15 protein-coding genes are annotated in these 15,826 nt (G+C 66.3%); 12 read left to right on the top strand and 3 right to left on the bottom strand.

Going from position 1 to position 15,826, the window contains the following annotated elements:
* The first annotated feature begins 7 nt into the window (after positions 1–7).
* The 6 genes from trbL to ACT541_RS18870 all read left to right on the top strand — a co-directional run bounded on the left by trbL (position 8) and on the right by ACT541_RS18870 (position 5,462).
* Positions 8–1,168 (top strand): P-type conjugative transfer protein TrbL, encoded by a 1,161-nt coding sequence (trbL, locus tag ACT541_RS18845; protein ID WP_476138642.1) that lies wholly within the window; start codon positions 8–10, stop codon positions 1,166–1,168.
* A 20-nt stretch (positions 1,169–1,188) separates the two neighbouring features.
* Positions 1,189–1,851: a conjugal transfer protein TrbF gene (locus ACT541_RS18850; protein ID WP_476138643.1), complete on the top strand. Its 663-nt coding sequence runs from the start codon at positions 1,189–1,191 to the stop codon at positions 1,849–1,851.
* Positions 1,852–1,874: 23 nt separating this feature from the next.
* Entirely contained in the window at positions 1,875–2,693 is an 819-nt protein-coding gene (gene trbG, locus ACT541_RS18855) for a P-type conjugative transfer protein TrbG (protein ID WP_476138644.1), read from the top strand.
* Between the two features lie 2 nt (positions 2,694–2,695).
* A complete protein-coding gene (locus tag ACT541_RS18860) occupies positions 2,696–3,148 on the top strand; it encodes a conjugal transfer protein TrbH (RefSeq protein WP_476138645.1) in 453 nt (150 codons plus the stop codon).
* Between the two features lie 11 nt (positions 3,149–3,159).
* Complete coding sequence (gene trbI, locus ACT541_RS18865; protein WP_476138646.1) at positions 3,160–4,449, top strand: IncP-type conjugal transfer protein TrbI; 1,290 nt, start codon at positions 3,160–3,162, stop codon at positions 4,447–4,449.
* Positions 4,450–4,757: 308 nt separating this feature from the next.
* Entirely contained in the window at positions 4,758–5,462 is a 705-nt protein-coding gene (locus ACT541_RS18870; RefSeq protein ID WP_476138647.1) for an autoinducer binding domain-containing protein, read from the top strand.
* A 10-nt stretch (positions 5,463–5,472) separates the two neighbouring features.
* On the opposite strand, the gene ACT541_RS18875 is transcribed toward ACT541_RS18870, so the two are convergent.
* Positions 5,473–5,814, bottom strand: a complete 342-nt coding sequence (locus tag ACT541_RS18875) for a transcriptional repressor TraM (RefSeq protein ID WP_476138648.1) — start codon at positions 5,812–5,814, stop codon at positions 5,473–5,475.
* Positions 5,815–6,127: 313 nt separating this feature from the next.
* Positions 6,128–6,340, bottom strand: a complete 213-nt coding sequence (locus ACT541_RS18880) for a helix-turn-helix domain-containing protein (RefSeq protein WP_333824573.1) — start codon at positions 6,338–6,340, stop codon at positions 6,128–6,130.
* Here ACT541_RS18880 and ACT541_RS18885 point away from each other — a divergent pair.
* Entirely contained in the window at positions 6,260–6,682 is a 423-nt protein-coding gene (locus tag ACT541_RS18885; protein WP_476138695.1) for a hypothetical protein, read from the top strand. The genes ACT541_RS18880 and ACT541_RS18885 overlap by 81 nt on opposite strands.
* A gap of 90 nt (positions 6,683–6,772) precedes the next feature.
* Here the strand turns inward: ACT541_RS18885 and ACT541_RS18890 are convergent, their stop codons facing one another.
* A complete protein-coding gene (locus tag ACT541_RS18890) occupies positions 6,773–8,632 on the bottom strand; it encodes a sensor histidine kinase (protein ID WP_476138649.1) in 1,860 nt (619 codons plus the stop codon).
* Positions 8,633–8,688: 56 nt separating this feature from the next.
* Here ACT541_RS18890 and ACT541_RS18895 point away from each other — a divergent pair, with 56 nt between their 5' ends.
* The 5 genes from ACT541_RS18895 (at position 8,689) to ACT541_RS18915 (ending at position 15,825) form a co-directional block, all read left to right on the top strand.
* On the top strand, positions 8,689–10,065 hold the full coding sequence (locus tag ACT541_RS18895; RefSeq protein WP_476138650.1) for a sigma-54-dependent transcriptional regulator: 1,377 nt from the start codon (positions 8,689–8,691) through the stop codon (positions 10,063–10,065).
* A 257-nt stretch (positions 10,066–10,322) separates the two neighbouring features.
* Complete coding sequence (locus tag ACT541_RS18900; protein ID WP_476138651.1) at positions 10,323–11,471, top strand: cytochrome-c peroxidase; 1,149 nt, start codon at positions 10,323–10,325, stop codon at positions 11,469–11,471.
* A 10-nt stretch (positions 11,472–11,481) separates the two neighbouring features.
* Positions 11,482–12,597 carry a cytochrome-c peroxidase gene (locus ACT541_RS18905; protein ID WP_476138652.1) on the top strand — a complete coding sequence of 372 codons (1,116 nt, stop codon included), beginning with the start codon at positions 11,482–11,484 and terminating at the stop codon, positions 12,595–12,597.
* A 2-nt stretch (positions 12,598–12,599) separates the two neighbouring features.
* On the top strand, positions 12,600–13,148 hold the full coding sequence (locus tag ACT541_RS18910; protein WP_476138653.1) for an arsenate reductase (azurin) small subunit: 549 nt from the start codon (positions 12,600–12,602) through the stop codon (positions 13,146–13,148).
* Between the two features lie 10 nt (positions 13,149–13,158).
* The gene (locus tag ACT541_RS18915) at positions 13,159–15,825 is read left to right on the top strand and encodes an arsenate reductase (azurin) large subunit (protein ID WP_476138654.1); all 2,667 of its coding nucleotides are present in this window, start codon (positions 13,159–13,161) and stop codon (positions 15,823–15,825) included.
* Position 15,826: the final 1 nt, after the last annotated feature.

The raw sequence follows: 15,826 nt of genomic DNA on the forward strand, positions 1-15,826 counted from the left end.
ACAGGGGATGCGAAACTCGACGACACCGATCGCTGTCATCGCCGTGGGCGCCTGCCTCCTGGCGACCGTTCCGGCTCTCGCGCAGGAGGGCAGTGTTCTCACCACCCTGGAAAACCAGGTGGTGACGGCGGCGCGCGGTTGGGAGACGACCGTGATGCAGGCGGCGCGCTCCCTCTTCTGGATCCTCGCCGGGATCGAGGTCGGGGTCGCCGCGATCTTCCTGGCGATCGAGGCCGCCTCGCTCGACGGTTGGTTCGCCGCCCTCGTCCGGCGGATCCTGTTCATCGGTCTCTTCGCCTTCGTGCTCGAACAGGGGCCGAGCTTCGCCAAGGCGGTCGTCGACAGTCTCTACCAGATCGGCGCCGGTAGTGGATCGGCGTCTCCTGCGAACGTCTTCAACGCCGGCCTGAAGGTCGCGGCGACCATGTCCGACAAGGCCAAGTTCGGCCTGTTCGAGGACAACTCGTTGGCGATCGCCGCCGTCTTCGCCATGGTCGTGGTCGTCGTCTGCTTCTCGCTGGTCGCCGCCATCTTCGTCGCGGTGATGGTCGAGATGTATGTCGGGCTCCTCGCCGGCATGATCATGCTCGGCCTCGGTGGTTCCTCCTACACCAAGGATTTCGCGATCCGCTATCTGACCTATGCCTTCTCCGTCGGCATGAAGCTGATGGCGCTGGTGATGATCGCCCGCATCGGCTCCGACGTTCTCTTGGGGCTCGCCAACGCCTCGACCGGATCCGATCAATTCGTCTCGACGCTGGCGATCGCCGGGATCTCGGTCGTCGTCTTCGTCGTCTCGATCTACGTGCCGAACATCATCCAAGGCGTGGTTCAGGGCACCTCGGTCACCGGCGGCATCGAGGCGATCCGCCACGGCGGCCAAGCCGCGTCCTTCGCCGCCGGCAGCGCCGCGCTCGTCCATGGGGGAGGGCGGGCCGCGGCCTCCGGCTATTCCGCGGCCCGCGCCGGCGGCGCCTCGGTCGGCGCCTCCGTGCTCGCCGGCATGCGGCAGGGGTTCGGGTCGACCGGTGGGGCGCTCGCCTCCGCCGCCCGCGATCAGGCGATCGGGGCACCCGGATCCTACGGCACATCCACCCTCGGTCTCGCCAATGCCAAGCTCGATCAGGCTCGCCAGAGCGGTGCCTCACCCCGACCGACAAAATCCTGAGACGAGGAGACGCGAAGCCGATGACCGCCGCCATCCCACCCGAGAATCCCTATCTCGCCGCACGCCAGGAATGGAACGAACGCTACGGTGACTACATCCAGGCCGCCCGGAGCTGGCGCCTCGTCGGGATCACGGCGCTCGCGATTGCCGCGATCGGCTTCGGTTATGCGCTCTACCAGAGCACGCAGGTCAAGCTCGTCCCCTACATTGTCGAGGTCGACAAGCTCGGCACGGCGGTCACCGCCGGCACGCCGCAGCAGATCGAATATGCCGACCCGCGCGTCGTCCGCGCCACGCTCGGTGCCTTCGTCAGCAATCTGCGCTCGGTCACCCCCGACGCCGTGGTTCAGAAGCAATACATCGACCGCACCTATGCGCTGCTGCGCACCGCCGATCCGGCGACCGAGAAGGTCAACGCCTGGTATCGGGGCAATTCCCCCTTCGACAAGGCCAAGACCGCCACCGTCGCCATCGAAGTCTCCAACATCGTCGCGCTCTCCAGTCAGACCTATCAGATCGACTGGACCGAATATGAGCGCGACCGCAAGGGCAAGGAGACGGCGAGCCGGCGCTTCCGCGGCATCGCCACCGTCACCCTGACGCCGCCGCAGGACGAGGGCGTCATCCGCCTCAATCCGATCGGCCTCTACCTCAAGGATTTCGAATGGACGGCGCAGCTGTGACTGGCCGGCTTGGAGACTTCGTCATGACCGACCCCCGAACGCGCGCCCTCGCCGCCCTCCTGATCCTCATCGCCGGCAACAATACGGCCTCGGCGCAGTCGATGAGCGCCAACGAGACCCGTGGCGCGGGTCTTTCCGCCAAGTGGCGTGAGAGGCCCGGCCTCGTCACCCGCGGGCCCGACGGCAAGGTGATCTTCCTCTACGGCGAGGTGCAGCCCTCGATCGTCTGTTCGCCACTCCAGGTCTGCGACATCGAACTCCAGGCCGGCGAGGTGGTTCGCGACGCCCTCGTCGGCGACACCGTGCGGTGGAAGGTCGAACCGGCGACCTCCGGTGACGCGTCCGCGCAATCCGTCCACCTCGTGGTGAAGCCGGCCGAACCCGACCTCGTCACCTCGATGGTGGTGACCACCTCGCGGCGGACCTATCACCTCCAGCTGAAGTCGCACGCGACCCAGTACATGGCGCGGGTCGGCTTCGACTATCCGGAGGACGTCGGCGCGCGCATGGCGGCGGTCAACGCCCGCATGGAAGCCTCGACGCTTCCCGGCGCCGGCGTCCCGGCCGAGCAGTTGAACTTCGGCTTCTCGATGAGCGGCAGCGCCTCGTGGCGGCCGACGCGGGTCTATTCCGACGGGACGAAGACCTACATCCAGTTCCCCTCGACCCTCTCGGGGACAGACGCTCCGGTCCTCTTCGTCGTCTCCGGCGGCGACAACCGCATCGTGAACTACCGAATGAAGGGCGACCTGATGGTCGTCGACTATGCGATCGACCGGGCCATCCTCGTCTCAGGGGTCGGATGGAGCCAAGAGAAGATCACCATCGCGAGGGGAGGGTGATCATGCGAGACCGCAAAACCCTTGCTCGCCTCATCGTCGTGGCCTGCTTCGTCCTGCCGACCGCGGCCTGCCAGACCTTCGGTACCGAGGGTCTGATCGCCAGTTCGGCGCCGACGGAGCTCTCGAACGTGACCGCCGACACGATCGCCCGTGATCTCGCGGGCAAACTCGTCGACCACATCGGCCCCGGCACCGGGACCATCCTGCTCTCGTCCGCCGACGCGCCCTTCGCATCCGCCTTGGAGGCTGCCCTGCGGGCCAAGGGCTATGCGGTCACGCGAGAAGGCTCGGCAGGGGAGGGGGCTTCGATCCCTCTCGCCTACGTGGTCACCTCCGGCGGTGGCGAGATCATGGTGCGGCTCTCGACCAAGACCCTCGATCTGACACGGACCTATCGCGAGACCCCGGCCGGGGCCGTGCCGTCGAGCCCCGTATCGATCATGCAGCGCGGGTAGGGGAGGGGGCCATGGTGCAGTCTCTCGATCTTTCAGGTCACCAACCGCCGAAGATCCGCCGGCTCAACCGGCTGCCGATCATCGTCGGTCTGATCCTCGTCGTCGTGTTTCTCGGGGTCGTCTTCTGGGGCCTGTCGAGCCGCGGCTTCTATGGGCGTGGTCCCACCGGCCCGGAAATCGGCGGGCGTGGCGGTTCGGCCTCGAGCTTCGCCGACCAGATGAAGCGCGGCGTCGCCGACGGCATCATCGGCGAACCTGCCGACGCCCAACCCTTCCAGCCGACGCCCATCGTCAAAGCGGCGCCGGACAAGCCGACCAATCCCTTCGTGGTGAAACCGCTAGGGGACACCTCAGAGCACACGCCGGTCGAGCCCGACAGTGCTTGGCGCACGCGGTTGGAACGCGAAGGACAGGAGCAGCTCTTCCGCGAAGCCCAGCGCGAGCGCATGGCGCGGGTTCAGGCGGCGAGCACCGCCCACGATTCGCCGCTCACCCTCGATCTGAAGAAGCTGCAAGGCGCGGCGAGCGGGCAGGGGGGAAGACAGGCGGAGGCATCACTGGCCAAGGCCGGCCCCGCCGCCGATCTCTACGCCGCCGCGCTGAAGGCCGGCATCACCGGGCAGACGGCCGATCCCAATGGACAGAAAGCCAAGGAAGAGTTCTTCAACCAGGACCTCAAATCCCTCGGCTATCTCGCCTCCCGCGTCGTCGGCCAGACCTCGCCGTTCGAACTGAAGCGCGGCTCGGTGATCCCCGCGACGCTCGTCTCCGGAATCAACTCCGATCTTCCCGGCCGCATCATCGCCCAGGTCGGCCAGAACGTCTTCGACAGCGCCACCGGCTCACGCCTGCTCATCCCGCAAGGCGCGAAGCTCCTCGGTCGCTACGATTCCAAGGTCTCCTTCGGTCAGAACCGCGTCCTCGTGGTGTGGACCGACATCGTCTTCCCCAACGGCTCGACGCTCCAGATCGGCGGCATGGCCGGCACCGATGCCGAGGGCTATGGAGGGTTCTCCGATCAGGTCGACAATCACTATCTCCGCACCTTCGGCTCGGCCATCCTCCTCGCCGTCATCGGCACCGGCATGGACATGGCCATCCCGCAGAGCTCGACTCTCTCAACCCAAGAGACCGCATCGGACGCCGCCCGACGCAACTTCGCCGAGACCTTCGGCCGTGTCGCCGAGCGCACCATCTCCAAGAACCTCGACGTCCAGCCGACCATCGAGATCCGGCCGGGTTACAAGTTCAACGTCCTGGTCGATCAGGACGTGGTGTTTCCGGGGAGCTATCGGGGGTGAGCGTGACGCGAACGTCGCGCCTCCGTGACGGTTCGAAGCGATCCGTGACGGCAGTGTAACGGCCTGAGCCGATGCCGGCGAATCCACTCGCCACGGATCGTCGAGCCTACACGCGCTGAAGCGTGCCCATTCGAAGCAACGGCGAGCATTCGCCACCCCTCCAGACAACTTGCCTAAATAGTTTGCATCGTCATTCAGGAGTCGTCCGCCCTATTCCCGATCGAGACACGGTGTCGTCGTCTCGCCGCATTCACATGACGGAGTGGAGACCATAGAGTATTTCTGGTTGAAGCTCGGAGGACGAAACAATGGAGGTTCATCTCGACGACCTCCTCGACAAGCTCGAAGCCGCCCACAATGAGAGGTCGCTTCGAGCCGCCCTCCGGACGTTCACCGATCGGGTCGGTTTCGACTACTTCGCCTTCTTGGAACTGCGCGGCCGGAGCGCGACCGCTTTCTCCGACTATCCCGAGGCTTGGCAGTCTCATTATCTCACCAACGGCTATTCGGCGCGCGATCCCGTCGTCACCACGGCGCGACGCTCGATGCAGATCACGCGCTGGGCTTATGACGACCCCGCGATTCGCCGCGGATCGCGAGATTGGTCGTTCTTCCACGAGGCGGCCGCGTTCGGACTGCGGTTCGGGCTCTCCATTCCGATCAAGGTCGGCTTCGGCGGAACATCGATCCTCGCCTTCGCATCCGATCGGCTCCGTCCGGAGAAGGTCCGCCTCGTCGAGCTCGGTCGCGCCCACACCGCCGTCGCCTATCTCCACCTCAAACTCGATCAGTTCGGTGGGGCCGACCTCATGGCCTTCACCTTCGACCTGAGCCCTCGCGAAACTCTCTGTCTGACGTGGGCCTCCTTCGGCAAGACCATGAAGGACACGGCCGCACTGATCGGCATCGGCGAGCGCACCGTCCGCGGTTACCTCGAACAGGCGCGGGACAAGCTCGGCGCCCGCGACATCAAACACGCGGTCCGGATCGCGCTCGAGAACGGCCTGATCTGAGAAGAGCCGGTCAGCGGACGACCTCTTCGCCTGGGGCGTCGTCCTTTGGAAGTGTCGGGATCCACCCCAACTCATCGATGAGCATCGAGAGCGCCATCTGCTGGGCCTGTGCCTCGAAGAGCGCCTTGCGATAGGCCTCGCGCAGATCCCCCAGTTCGTCCATGTCGGGATTCGCCTCGGCAGCCTTTCGCCAAAGACGATGGTGATGCTCGGCGGTGCGAAGAAGCTCGCGGTGCAGGCGCACCGCCTCGATCGTCCGACGCTTGAGATCGTCCTTCGATTGGTCCGTCACGCCATCCACCCGGGGATCGTTGGATCGTCCCTCTTCGGCGCCGTCGTAACATGAAACCATGAGGTTCGACCACGGTTTGGTCCGCGGTGCGCCCCCGCAGACGTCATCCTTCGACCCCTAGCCGGGGGTTGGAAACCGTGCAAACGCGGCCCTATGACCTTTAGTACCGAGGCACCTGGACATACGTCACAGGCCCCCGGCTTCAAGCCAGAGGATCTCGGTGCCGAAACGGCCGGCACCAACCGGTTTGCAGGGGTTTCCACGCCCCGGGGCAGCGCGTACTGCCTTGCTCGTCATCATAGAGGGGAGAGAGGGAATCCGCCAGACGGCAGGCGAGCGAGCAACCGCTCGCGCGAGAAGAAGTCGAGAGCACTCAAGACAATGGGTTCAGGAGATCCTTCGGGTCGATTTCGAGCGCCCCGGCCAATCGACCCAGAATTGTGATGCTCACGGACACGTCCGAGCGCTCGATCGATCCCACATATCGCGAGCTGAGACCGGCGCGATGCGCCAGTTCTTCTTGCGTCAGTTGCCGTTCGTGGCGAATACGACGCAGATTTGCGGCCACGATCTCGTTGAGATTCATGTCTCCAAGAAATCAGATAGGAACGATCATTCCAGGAATGATCGTTCCTATTCGAATCCGGAGATGCTACTTTGTCGCGAAAGTGAGATTCGCTTCCCCCAGAAGATCGAGCGAATGGGCCAGCCGTCGATGGACAACGAAGAGCTCGACAAGTGGCGGCGAGGCGCATCGGCGGCGGAAGCCGCGATCACCGCCGCCCGACGCTCGCGTGACTGGGAACCCCTCGATTTCCTCGCCGCAGCCATGGGAATCGGCGACGATCCCGAAGATCGAGGTGCGTGGGAAGCGATCTGCGAGGAGCTCTGTCGGCCGGGGGTTCTCTCCAGAGGCCAACCACGATGACGGATAATCTTAAAAGGTTCCGTAATAATACTTACGCGATTCGTTAGTCGTTAGGTGGTGGACTCTATCCCGACCTATGTGAGAGCTTTCTCACATCCCCCACCCCTCCCGCGCCAACGGCAACTCGACCCGCACTGTCGTCCCACCACCCGGCGTCTTGACGATCGCGACGTCGCCTCCGTGCTGCTTGACGATGCGCGAGACGATGGCGAGGCCGAGGCCGGTGCCGCGGGTGCGGGTGGTGAAATAGGGTTCGAAGACGCGGGCGCGGACGTCGTCGGGTATGCCCTCGCCGTGGTCGATCACCTCGATGATCAGCGTCGCGGCGTCCTCGTCGCGGGCGACGACGTCGATACGGCCACCTTCCGGCGAGGCCTGGACGGCGTTCTCGATCAGGTTCTGGAAGACCTGAGTGAGCTTGACTCGGTCGCCCTCGAGCGGCCGGACGTCCTCGGCGCCGCGGGTGGTGAGCAGGATGTTCCTGGTCTCCAGCGCCTCGATCTCGGAGAGCACGGCGCTGGAGATCACGCCGGCGAGGTCGATCGGTTCGACGCGCAGCGCCTCGCCGCGGGCGAAGGCCAGCATGTCGGAGAGGATGCTCTCGATGTACTGGATCTGCTCGGCGGCGATGGCGAGGTGACGGGCTTCCGGATCGTCGGGCGCCGCGTGGCGGCGGGCGAGGATCTGGATGTTCATCTTGACTGGTGAGAGGGCGTTGCGCAGATCGTGGGCGACCTGGCTCGCCATCCGCCCCATGCTCGCCATCTCCTCGCCCCGCGCCGCCTCGCGCAGCGCCGCGAGCATCTGGGCGAGGGTCCGCGTCAGGACGCCGATCTCGTCGCCGCGATCGGGTGGCAGGGCGACATTGCGCTCACCGGCGCCGATGCGGGCGGCGGCGGCGGTCAGGTGTTCGACCGGTCGGGTCAGCCGTGACGTGGCGAAGCCGAGCGCGATGGCGAGACCGATCGCCAGGACGACGGCGAAGCCCAGTGTGCGGAGGCCGAAAGCCTGGGCCTGGGCGTCGAGCTCGGTCACCGGCGCGATCGCCGCGACGATCAGCGAACGGCCGCCGCCGGGGCCTTCGGCTAGCGTGATGCGATCGAAGACGACGCCGATGCCGCGCTCGCCGAGGATGCGGGCCACGGGGGCCGAGGTCAGGACCGCCGCCCACTGCGGGGCGATGCCGAGATCGTCCTGGATGCGGATCGGCCGTCCGAACTCGAAGCCGAACCGCTTGGCCGCTTCCGGGTGGCTGAGATAGTCGCCGGCCTCGTTGGTGATGGCCAGCGTGATGTCGGGGTTGGGCGGCGTCATCTCACCGACGAAAGTGTCGAAGCGGATGTTGACGACGACCGCCCCGACCACCGTGCCGTCGACCGCCACCACCGGCGTACCGACCCGGAACACCGGCTCGTGCGGCTCGACGATGCGGTCGTGCTCCTGGTTGAGATCGACCGGCGAGACGTAGAGCGTCCCCGGCGCGACCTTGAGCGACTCGTCGACGTAGTAGCGATCACCCTTGTTCTGCAGCTCCCGCTCCGGCACCACGGCGATGCCCTCGTCACCGCGGTTGACGCGAACCAACTCGCGGCCGTTGTCGAAGGCGGAGATCAACCGCATCTGGGTGTAGGATGGTCGTCGGCTCATCATCGCCGCCAACGTCTTACCGAGAGCGGCACGCGCTTCCGTCACCGCGGCCTCGCCGCTCGCCGGCCGCGCCGCGGCGAAGCGCGCCGCATCCAGTTCGGCGATGAACAAGGCATCCGACTTCAGCAGGTCGAGGCTGCGCTGCAACACGCGGGTTTCCCGATTGACGCTGTCGGCGATGCGGCGCAACGATGCCTCGCGCAACGTGTCGCGCATCCACGACGAGGTGACGAGCGTCAGACCGGTCAAGGCCGCGAGCGAGATGGCCAGTGTGATCAGGAAGATCCGGCGCGAGAGCCTCATGGGTCCGGTCGACCTCGACGGGCCGGACGGGCCGGCGGGGGGAGTGAGGGAAGGCGATGCCTCGTATCGTACTCGTCGATGACGACGCCGCCATCCGCACGACTCTCGATCTCCACTTACGCGATCTCGGCTTCGACGTCGCGCTTGCCGAAGACGTCGAGGCCGGCTTGGCGTGCATCGCCGAGAGGCCGACCGACGTCGTCGTCTCCGACATTCGCATGACCGGCTGCGATGGACTGTCGTTGCTCGACGACGTGGTGAAGCGTTGGCCCGACCTGCCGGTGATCATGATCACCGCCTTCCACGATCTCGAGACCACGGTGGCGGCGATCGAGCGCGGGGCGATGGACTACATCACCAAGCCGATCGACCTCGACGAACTCGACGCGGCGATCGAGCGCGGCCTGATGCGCCGCACCATCGGCCGCACCGGGGCGCTGGAGATCGACGAGGGCGACGAGCCCGTCCGCATGATCGGCCATTCACGCGCCATGACCGAGGTGTTCAAGACCATCGCCCGGGTGGCGCAGAGCCGTATCACCGTGCTGGTCACCGGCCCTTCCGGCTCCGGCAAGGAGATGGTGGCGCGCGCCGTCCACGACGTCAGCCGCAACCGCGACAAGCCCTATCTCGCCATCAACTGCGCCGCCCTCGTCGACGACCTGATCGAGAACGAACTCTTCGGCCACGAGAAGGGCGCCTTCACCGGCGCCGGGGCGACGCAGAAGGGCAAGGTCGAGCTGGTCGGCGAAGGCACGCTCTTCCTCGACGAGATCGGCGAATTGTCGATGCGGGTGCAGAGCAAGCTCTTACGCCTCATCGAGCAGCGCGAATACATCCCGGTCGGCGGCTCACGAGCGCTGACCAGCCGCTGCCGCTTCGTCGCGGCGACCAACGTCGACCTCGAGGAATACGTCCGCGCCGGCCTGTTCCGCGCCGACCTCTACCACCGGCTCCATGTCGTCTCGATCCGCCTGCCGGCGCTGGCCGAGCGCAAGGAGGACATCCCCCTCCTCGTCCGCCATCTCTTGAAGCGGGTCAATCGCTCGCTCGACCGGCGCATCCGCTTCGTCACGGCGCACGTGCTCGACCGGCTCGCCGCCTACGACTGGCCGGGCAACGTCCGCGAACTCGAGAACGTGTTGATCCGCGCCGCGATCGAGGAGCCGGGCGACACCATCGGTCGCGTCTGCCTGCCCGGCGACAGTTGCGGGCCGATCGGGCGCGCGGCGGAGGAGTTGGAGCCGGGACCCATCGCCAGCGAACGCGACGAGGGCGGCTCGTTGCGCGACCTCGAGCGCGAGCACATCGAGAAGGTGTTGACCTCGACCGGTTGGCACAAGGGACGGGCCTGCGAGATCCTCGGCATCTCGCGCCCGACGCTCGAGCGACGCATCCGCGAGTTCGGGCTGGGCGAGACACGCGGGGCGTGACGCGGACCGATCTCGGGTTCGGCCGGGCGCCGATGCTCGTTCGAGGCGATTGAACGTTTCGTCGAAGGCCGTTTCGTCGTCGTGGTCGGCCGATTGAACGAGGCGTTCAAGCGGCGCCGGACCGGGTGGATCGCCGGATTTCGATCACTCGATCAACCTTCTGTTTTTATTCGTAGAATCGAATTCTTCCAAGTCGCGCCGAAACCGGCACGACCCTTGCGCATGGGCTCTCGGGTATTCCCCATCGGAGTCCGACCATGCAAACCTCTCAAGTGACCCGGCGACCCCGTCGGTCGACCTTCGGCACCGCTCTTCTCGGCGCCGCGATCGTCTCGGGCGTCGTCGCCGGCGGCGCCGCGTTCGCCCAGACCGCGATGCCCGCCCCCGCGACGAAACTCGCGCCGCTCCCCGACGCCCCCAAGATCGACGAGAAGCGCGCCGCCCTCGGGGCGAAGCTGTTCTTCGACGAGCGCCTCTCCGGCGACACCTCGACCTCCTGCGCGACCTGCCACGATCCGGCCAAGGGCTGGAGCGGCAAGCCGCTGTCGGACGGCTATTCGTCCGTCTCCTATTTCCGCAACGCCCCCGGCCTGTTCAACGCCGCCTTCCGCAAGCGCTTCATGTGGGACGGCCGTCTCGACGGCTCCGACGGGGCGACGCTGGTGCGCGACATGATCACCGAGGCGCATTTCATGAACGCCGACACCCGGTTGGTTCAGGAACGGCTGAAGCAGATCCCCGACTACGCCGACGCCTTCAAGGCGGCCTTCGGCGGCGATCCCTACGGCGGTTCGATCTACGGTTCGGTCGCCGAGTTCCTCAAGACCATCCGTACCGCCGACGCCCCGCTCGACAAGTATCTGCGCGGTGACGCGAGTGCGCTCTCCGACGAGCAGAAGGCGGGCATGGCGCTCTTCGAGGGAAAGGCCGGCTGCGTCGCCTGCCACTCCGGCGCGACGCTCTCCGACGGCAAACAGCATGCGACCGGTGCGCCGGATCATCCCGACCTCGGCAAGGACGCCGAGCGCCAGCTCGCCATGCTCCGCCACTATTCGACCATGGGCGTGCCGGCCTTCATGAACCGGCGCTCCGACGTCGGCCTCTACACCGTCACCAAGGACGACAAGGATCTGGGCAAGTTCCAGACGCCGTCGCTGTGGGACGTCGGCCAGACCGCCCCCTACATGCACTCCGGCGTCTTCGCGACGCTGGCCCAGGTCGTCGACTTCTACGACGCCGGCGGCGGCGTGAGCCCCAACAAGTCGTCGATGCTGAAGCCCCTCGGCCTGACCGCCGATGAAAAGAAGGCGCTGGTCGCTTTCCTCGACGCCATGACCGGCGCCAAGCCGATGGTCATGCGGCCGAAACTCCCCGACATGGCGCTGCGCGAGCAGGGAAAGAACTGAGGAGGCGATGATGATCACCCACAAGACCACGCTCCTCGCGGCGCTGGCGCTGTCGGCCGGCGCCCATGCGGCGCTGGCGGCCGACGCCTATCCGCCGCTCGCCACCCTGCCGCCGCCGCCGATCCCGGTCGACAATCCGATGACCGCCGACAAGATCGAACTCGGCAAGCAGTTGTTCTTCGACGACCGCCTGTCCGGCAACGGCCGCATGGGTTGCGCCCAGTGCCACCAGCCCTATGCCGGCTGGGGAACCGGCGCGCCGATCTCCTTCGGCTACACAGGCAACATCCACTGGCGCAACAGCCAGACCGTGCTCAACAGCGCCTATTACAACAAGCTGTTCTGGGACGGCGCTGTCACCTCGCTGGAGACGCAGGCCCCTTCCGCCGCCGGCGGCGGCGTGTCGGGCAACGGCGACGACTCGATGATGGAGATGCGGCTCGCCTTCGTTCCGGAGTATCGCGCCGCCTTCAAGAAGGTCTTCGGCACCGAGTATCCGATGATCTGGGATGCCTGGCGGGCGATCGCCGCCTATGAGCGCACGGTCGTCACCGACCCGAAGCAGGTGCCCTTCGATCGCTTCCTCGCCGGCGACAAGACGGCGATGAGCGATGCCGCGAAGCGCGGCATGGACCTCTACAACGGCAAGGCCGGCTGCATCGCCTGCCATAACGGCGCGCTCGCCTCCGACGAGAAGTACTACCGCACCGGCGTTCCCGCCGCCCGCGAGTTCTCCGAAGACCCCCTGCAGCAGGTCACCTACCGTTGGGAGGTCTATCAGAAGGGCGTCTCCGAGAAGGTCTATCGCACCGCCGCCGACGATCACGGCCTCTACTACGTCACCAAGCGCGACGCCGACATCGGCCGGTGGCGCACTCCGTCGCTGCGTGAGCTGAAGTGGACCAGCCCCTACATGCACAACGGCATGTTGGAGACGCTCGCCGACGTCGTCGACTTCTACGACAAGGGCGGCGGACCGGGCGCGGAGAAGCTGAAGCCGCTCGGCCTCTCGGCCGCGGAGAAGAAGGACCTCGTCGCCTTCCTCGAGGCCCTGTCGATGGACGAGCCGCTTCTCCACGACACCCCCACCCTTCCCAAGACCCAACCCCTCTGGACGGGAAAATGACCATGACCACCACTCGTGATCACGAGGCCGGGCATGGCCCCGGCTGCCTGTCGCGGCGCCAGATGCTGATCTTCGGCGGCACCGCCGTCGGCGTCGTCGCCACCCTCGCGCCCTCCGATCTCGTCGCCAAGGAAGCGAGCCTCGTCGGCTCGAAATACGCGGCGAAGAAGATCGCCACCCTCGCCGATCTCGCCTCCGGCAAGCCGGTCGAGTTCGACTATCCGTCGAAGGGCATGGCCAACGTCCTTGTCAAGCTCGGCGAGAAGGCCGGTGGCGGTGTCGGCATGGACGGCGACGTCGTCGCCTTCTCCGCCACCTGCACCCACATGGGCGGCCCGCTCGGCACCGACACCTACAAGCCGGCCCACAAGGTGCTCGGCCCCTGCCTGCTACACCTGACCACCTTCGACCTCACTCGCCACGGCATGGTCGTCTCCGGCCACGCCACCCAGAGCCTGCCCCAGGTCATGCTCGAGGTCCGCGGCAAGGACGTCTGGGCCGTCGGCATGATGGGCCTCGTCTACGGCTACGACCGAAACCCCAAGGCCTGAGGAGGCGACCATGGCCAAGAACATCGATCACATGGACGCCGTGCCGTTGCCGCCCAAGGGCTGTGACGTCTTCACCACGGCCTGCGCCTATTGCACCATCGCCTGCGGCTACAAGATCTACCGCTGGCCGGTGGGCGCCAAGGACGGCGGCGCCAAGGCGGGCGACAACGCGCTCGCCGCCGACATGCCCAGCGGCGCGGCGATGGCGCCGTGGGTCTCGACTTCACAGCATGTCGTCGGCCTCCACGACGGCAAGCCGCATCACTTCGTCGTGGTGCCGGACTTCGCCACCGAGGTGGTAAACCCCGGCGGCAATCACTCGATCCGCGGCGGCACCCTCGCTCAGAAGCTCTACAGCCCCGATCGGCCGACCAAGGAACGCCTGCACTACCCGATGGTCCGGGTGAACGGCAAGCTCGAGCGGGTGTCTTGGGACTTCGCCACCGACGTCATGGCGGCGGTCTCCAAGCACGTGCTGGCCAAGTACGGCGAGCACGCCTGGGGGATGAAGACCTATTCCTACGAGTACTTCGAGAACACCTACGCCATCGCCAAGCTCGTCGACGTGTCGATCGGCACCCCGGTCTACGCGCCGCACGACAAGCCGCAGGCGGCCGAGGATGCCGCCGGCCTCGACGACGCCGGCATCAACTCCTTCGCCGCCTCCTACGACGATTGGAAGGACTGCGAGGTCGCCTTCCTCTCCGGCGTCGACCCTTACGAGACCAAGACGACGCTCTTCACCTCGTGGATGATGAACGGGCCGAAGCTGATCTTCGTCACCCCGCACAAGACCATGGGCGTCGCCTATGGTCTGGAGAACGGCGGCCTGTGGCTGCCGATCGAGCCGGGCACCGACACGGTGCTGCATCTGGCGCTCGCCCGGATCATCATCGAGAACGGCTGGCAGGATCAGGCCTTCATCGACCGCTGGGTCGCCAACAAGTGGGACATCGAGTCGGGCTACGGCCGCGGCACGCGCAACACCCGCTGGCAGTGGCGCACCACCATGAGCCCGGCGATCCAGTCGGACTGGGAGGACTACAAGAAGTTCATCCTGGCGGAAGATGCTTCGAAGCTCGACAAAGCCGCCGAGATCACCGGCCTCTCGGCCGAGCTGATCATGAAGTGCGCCGAGATGATCGCCAAGCCGAAGGCCGACGGCAAGCGGCCGAAGACCTCGTTCATGTTGGAGAAGGGCAACTACTGGTCCAACAACTACATGAACACCGCATCGCTGGCGGCGGTCGGTCTGATCTGTGGCGCCGGCAATCGCCCGGGCCAGGTGATCTCGCGCGGCGGCGGCCATCAGCGCGGCTGGATGAGCGCCGGCGGCGGTCGCGGTTGGCTCTCCCCGGAGAAATTCCCGGGCCGCCGTAAGAAGCAGCTCAACACCGATCGGTGGGTGAGCGACGGCAACGTCCGCTTCTTCTGGACCATCGGTCTGACTTGGTTTCCCGCCATGGTGGCGAGCCAGGAATTGGCCGAGAGTGTGCGCAAACTGACGGTCGGCCACTCGATCCAGCCCAAGACGCTCGACAAGGCCCACGTCATCGCCACGCTGATCGCCCGCGCCGACGCCGGCGGCATGGTGCTGGTCGACAGTGACCTCTATCCGGTCGACCCGCTCAACACCGACTTCGCCGACATCGTTCTTCCCGCCTCGGGCTGGGGCGAGGACGATCTCACCCGCTGCAATTCGGAACGGCGGCTTCGCCTCTATTCCAAGGTCTCCGACGCGCCGGGCGAGGCCAAGCCCGACTGGTGGGCGATCGCCCAATTCGCCCGGAAGATGGGCTTCGAGGGCTACGAGTGGAAGGACAGCAACGCCATCTTCGAGGAGTCGGCCCGCTTCTCGCGGGGTAACGTGCTCTCCTACAACGTCCTCGTCACGCAAGCGAAGAAGAAGGGCAAGCGCGCTCACGAGTACCTTCGCGAGCTCGGCACCACCGGCATTCAGACGCCGGTGCGTCTGGTCAAGGGCGAGATGGTCGGCACCAAGCGGCTGCACGACGCCACCAACGACTGGGGCGAGATCGAGGGACCGACGGCCGACAGCCGTTGGCTCACCGAGTTCGACACCCACTCGGGCAAGGCGCTGCTGCTCAAGACCTCGTGGAAGAGCTTCCCCGGTTGGAGCGACTTCTACGAAGCGGTGAAGCCGAGGAAGGACAAGGGCGAGATCTGGGTGACCAACGGCCGCGTCAATGAGACCTGGCAGTCGGGCTACGACGATCTGAGGAAGCCCTATCTCGCCAAGCGCTGGCCCTTCCCGCACGTCGTCATCAACCCCGTCGACGCGGCGCCGCACGGCATCGAGTCCGGTGACTTCGTCGAGATCTCCAACGACGCGGTCTATGTCCAGACCGGCCAGCCGCTCGGCGTCGAGGGCTCGGATCTCACCTTCACGAAGCTGAAGGAGACCGGCCACATCAAGACGGTGAAGGCCTCGATCCAGGCGGTGGCGATCGTCTCCGACGAGATCCGGCCCGGCGTCGCCAAGGCGCAGTTCAACATGGGCAAGGCCATGGCGAACGCGCTGGTCCCGGCGGTCGTCGATCCGATCTCCGGCAACTACCGCTACAAGCTCGGCCGCGGCGCATTCAAGAAGGTCGGCCCGAGCCCGTGGAAGACCGACATGACCGCGATGTCGCTGAAGCCTCGCCCGATCGTGTGAC

This window comes from Pinisolibacter sp. DMC100, assembly GCF_056313705.1.

Excerpts from the sequence above, each read along its gene's own strand:
- ACT541_RS18880 (WP_333824573.1), bottom strand. The coding sequence starts at position 6,340 with ATGAATCTCAACGAGATCGTGGCCGCAAATCTGCGTCGTATTCGCCAC.
- ACT541_RS18875 (WP_476138648.1), bottom strand. The coding sequence starts at position 5,814 with ATGGTTTCATGTTACGACGGCGCCGAAGAGGGACGATCCAACGATCCC.
- ACT541_RS18905 (WP_476138652.1), top strand. The coding sequence starts at position 11,482 with ATGATCACCCACAAGACCACGCTCCTCGCGGCGCTGGCGCTGTCGGCC.
- ACT541_RS18870 (WP_476138647.1), top strand. The coding sequence starts at position 4,758 with ATGGAGGTTCATCTCGACGACCTCCTCGACAAGCTCGAAGCCGCCCAC.
- ACT541_RS18900 (WP_476138651.1), top strand. The coding sequence starts at position 10,323 with ATGCAAACCTCTCAAGTGACCCGGCGACCCCGTCGGTCGACCTTCGGC.
- ACT541_RS18850 (WP_476138643.1), top strand. The coding sequence starts at position 1,189 with ATGACCGCCGCCATCCCACCCGAGAATCCCTATCTCGCCGCACGCCAG.
- trbL (WP_476138642.1), top strand. The coding sequence starts at position 8 with ATGCGAAACTCGACGACACCGATCGCTGTCATCGCCGTGGGCGCCTGC.
- ACT541_RS18885 (WP_476138695.1), top strand. The coding sequence starts at position 6,260 with ATGCGCCAGTTCTTCTTGCGTCAGTTGCCGTTCGTGGCGAATACGACG.
- ACT541_RS18915 (WP_476138654.1), top strand. The coding sequence starts at position 13,159 with ATGGCCAAGAACATCGATCACATGGACGCCGTGCCGTTGCCGCCCAAG.
- trbG (WP_476138644.1), top strand. The coding sequence starts at position 1,875 with ATGACCGACCCCCGAACGCGCGCCCTCGCCGCCCTCCTGATCCTCATC.
- trbI (WP_476138646.1), top strand. The coding sequence starts at position 3,160 with ATGGTGCAGTCTCTCGATCTTTCAGGTCACCAACCGCCGAAGATCCGC.
- ACT541_RS18895 (WP_476138650.1), top strand. The coding sequence starts at position 8,689 with ATGCCTCGTATCGTACTCGTCGATGACGACGCCGCCATCCGCACGACT.
- ACT541_RS18860 (WP_476138645.1), top strand. The coding sequence starts at position 2,696 with ATGCGAGACCGCAAAACCCTTGCTCGCCTCATCGTCGTGGCCTGCTTC.
- ACT541_RS18910 (WP_476138653.1), top strand. The coding sequence starts at position 12,600 with ATGACCACCACTCGTGATCACGAGGCCGGGCATGGCCCCGGCTGCCTG.
- ACT541_RS18890 (WP_476138649.1), bottom strand. The coding sequence starts at position 8,632 with ATGAGGCTCTCGCGCCGGATCTTCCTGATCACACTGGCCATCTCGCTC.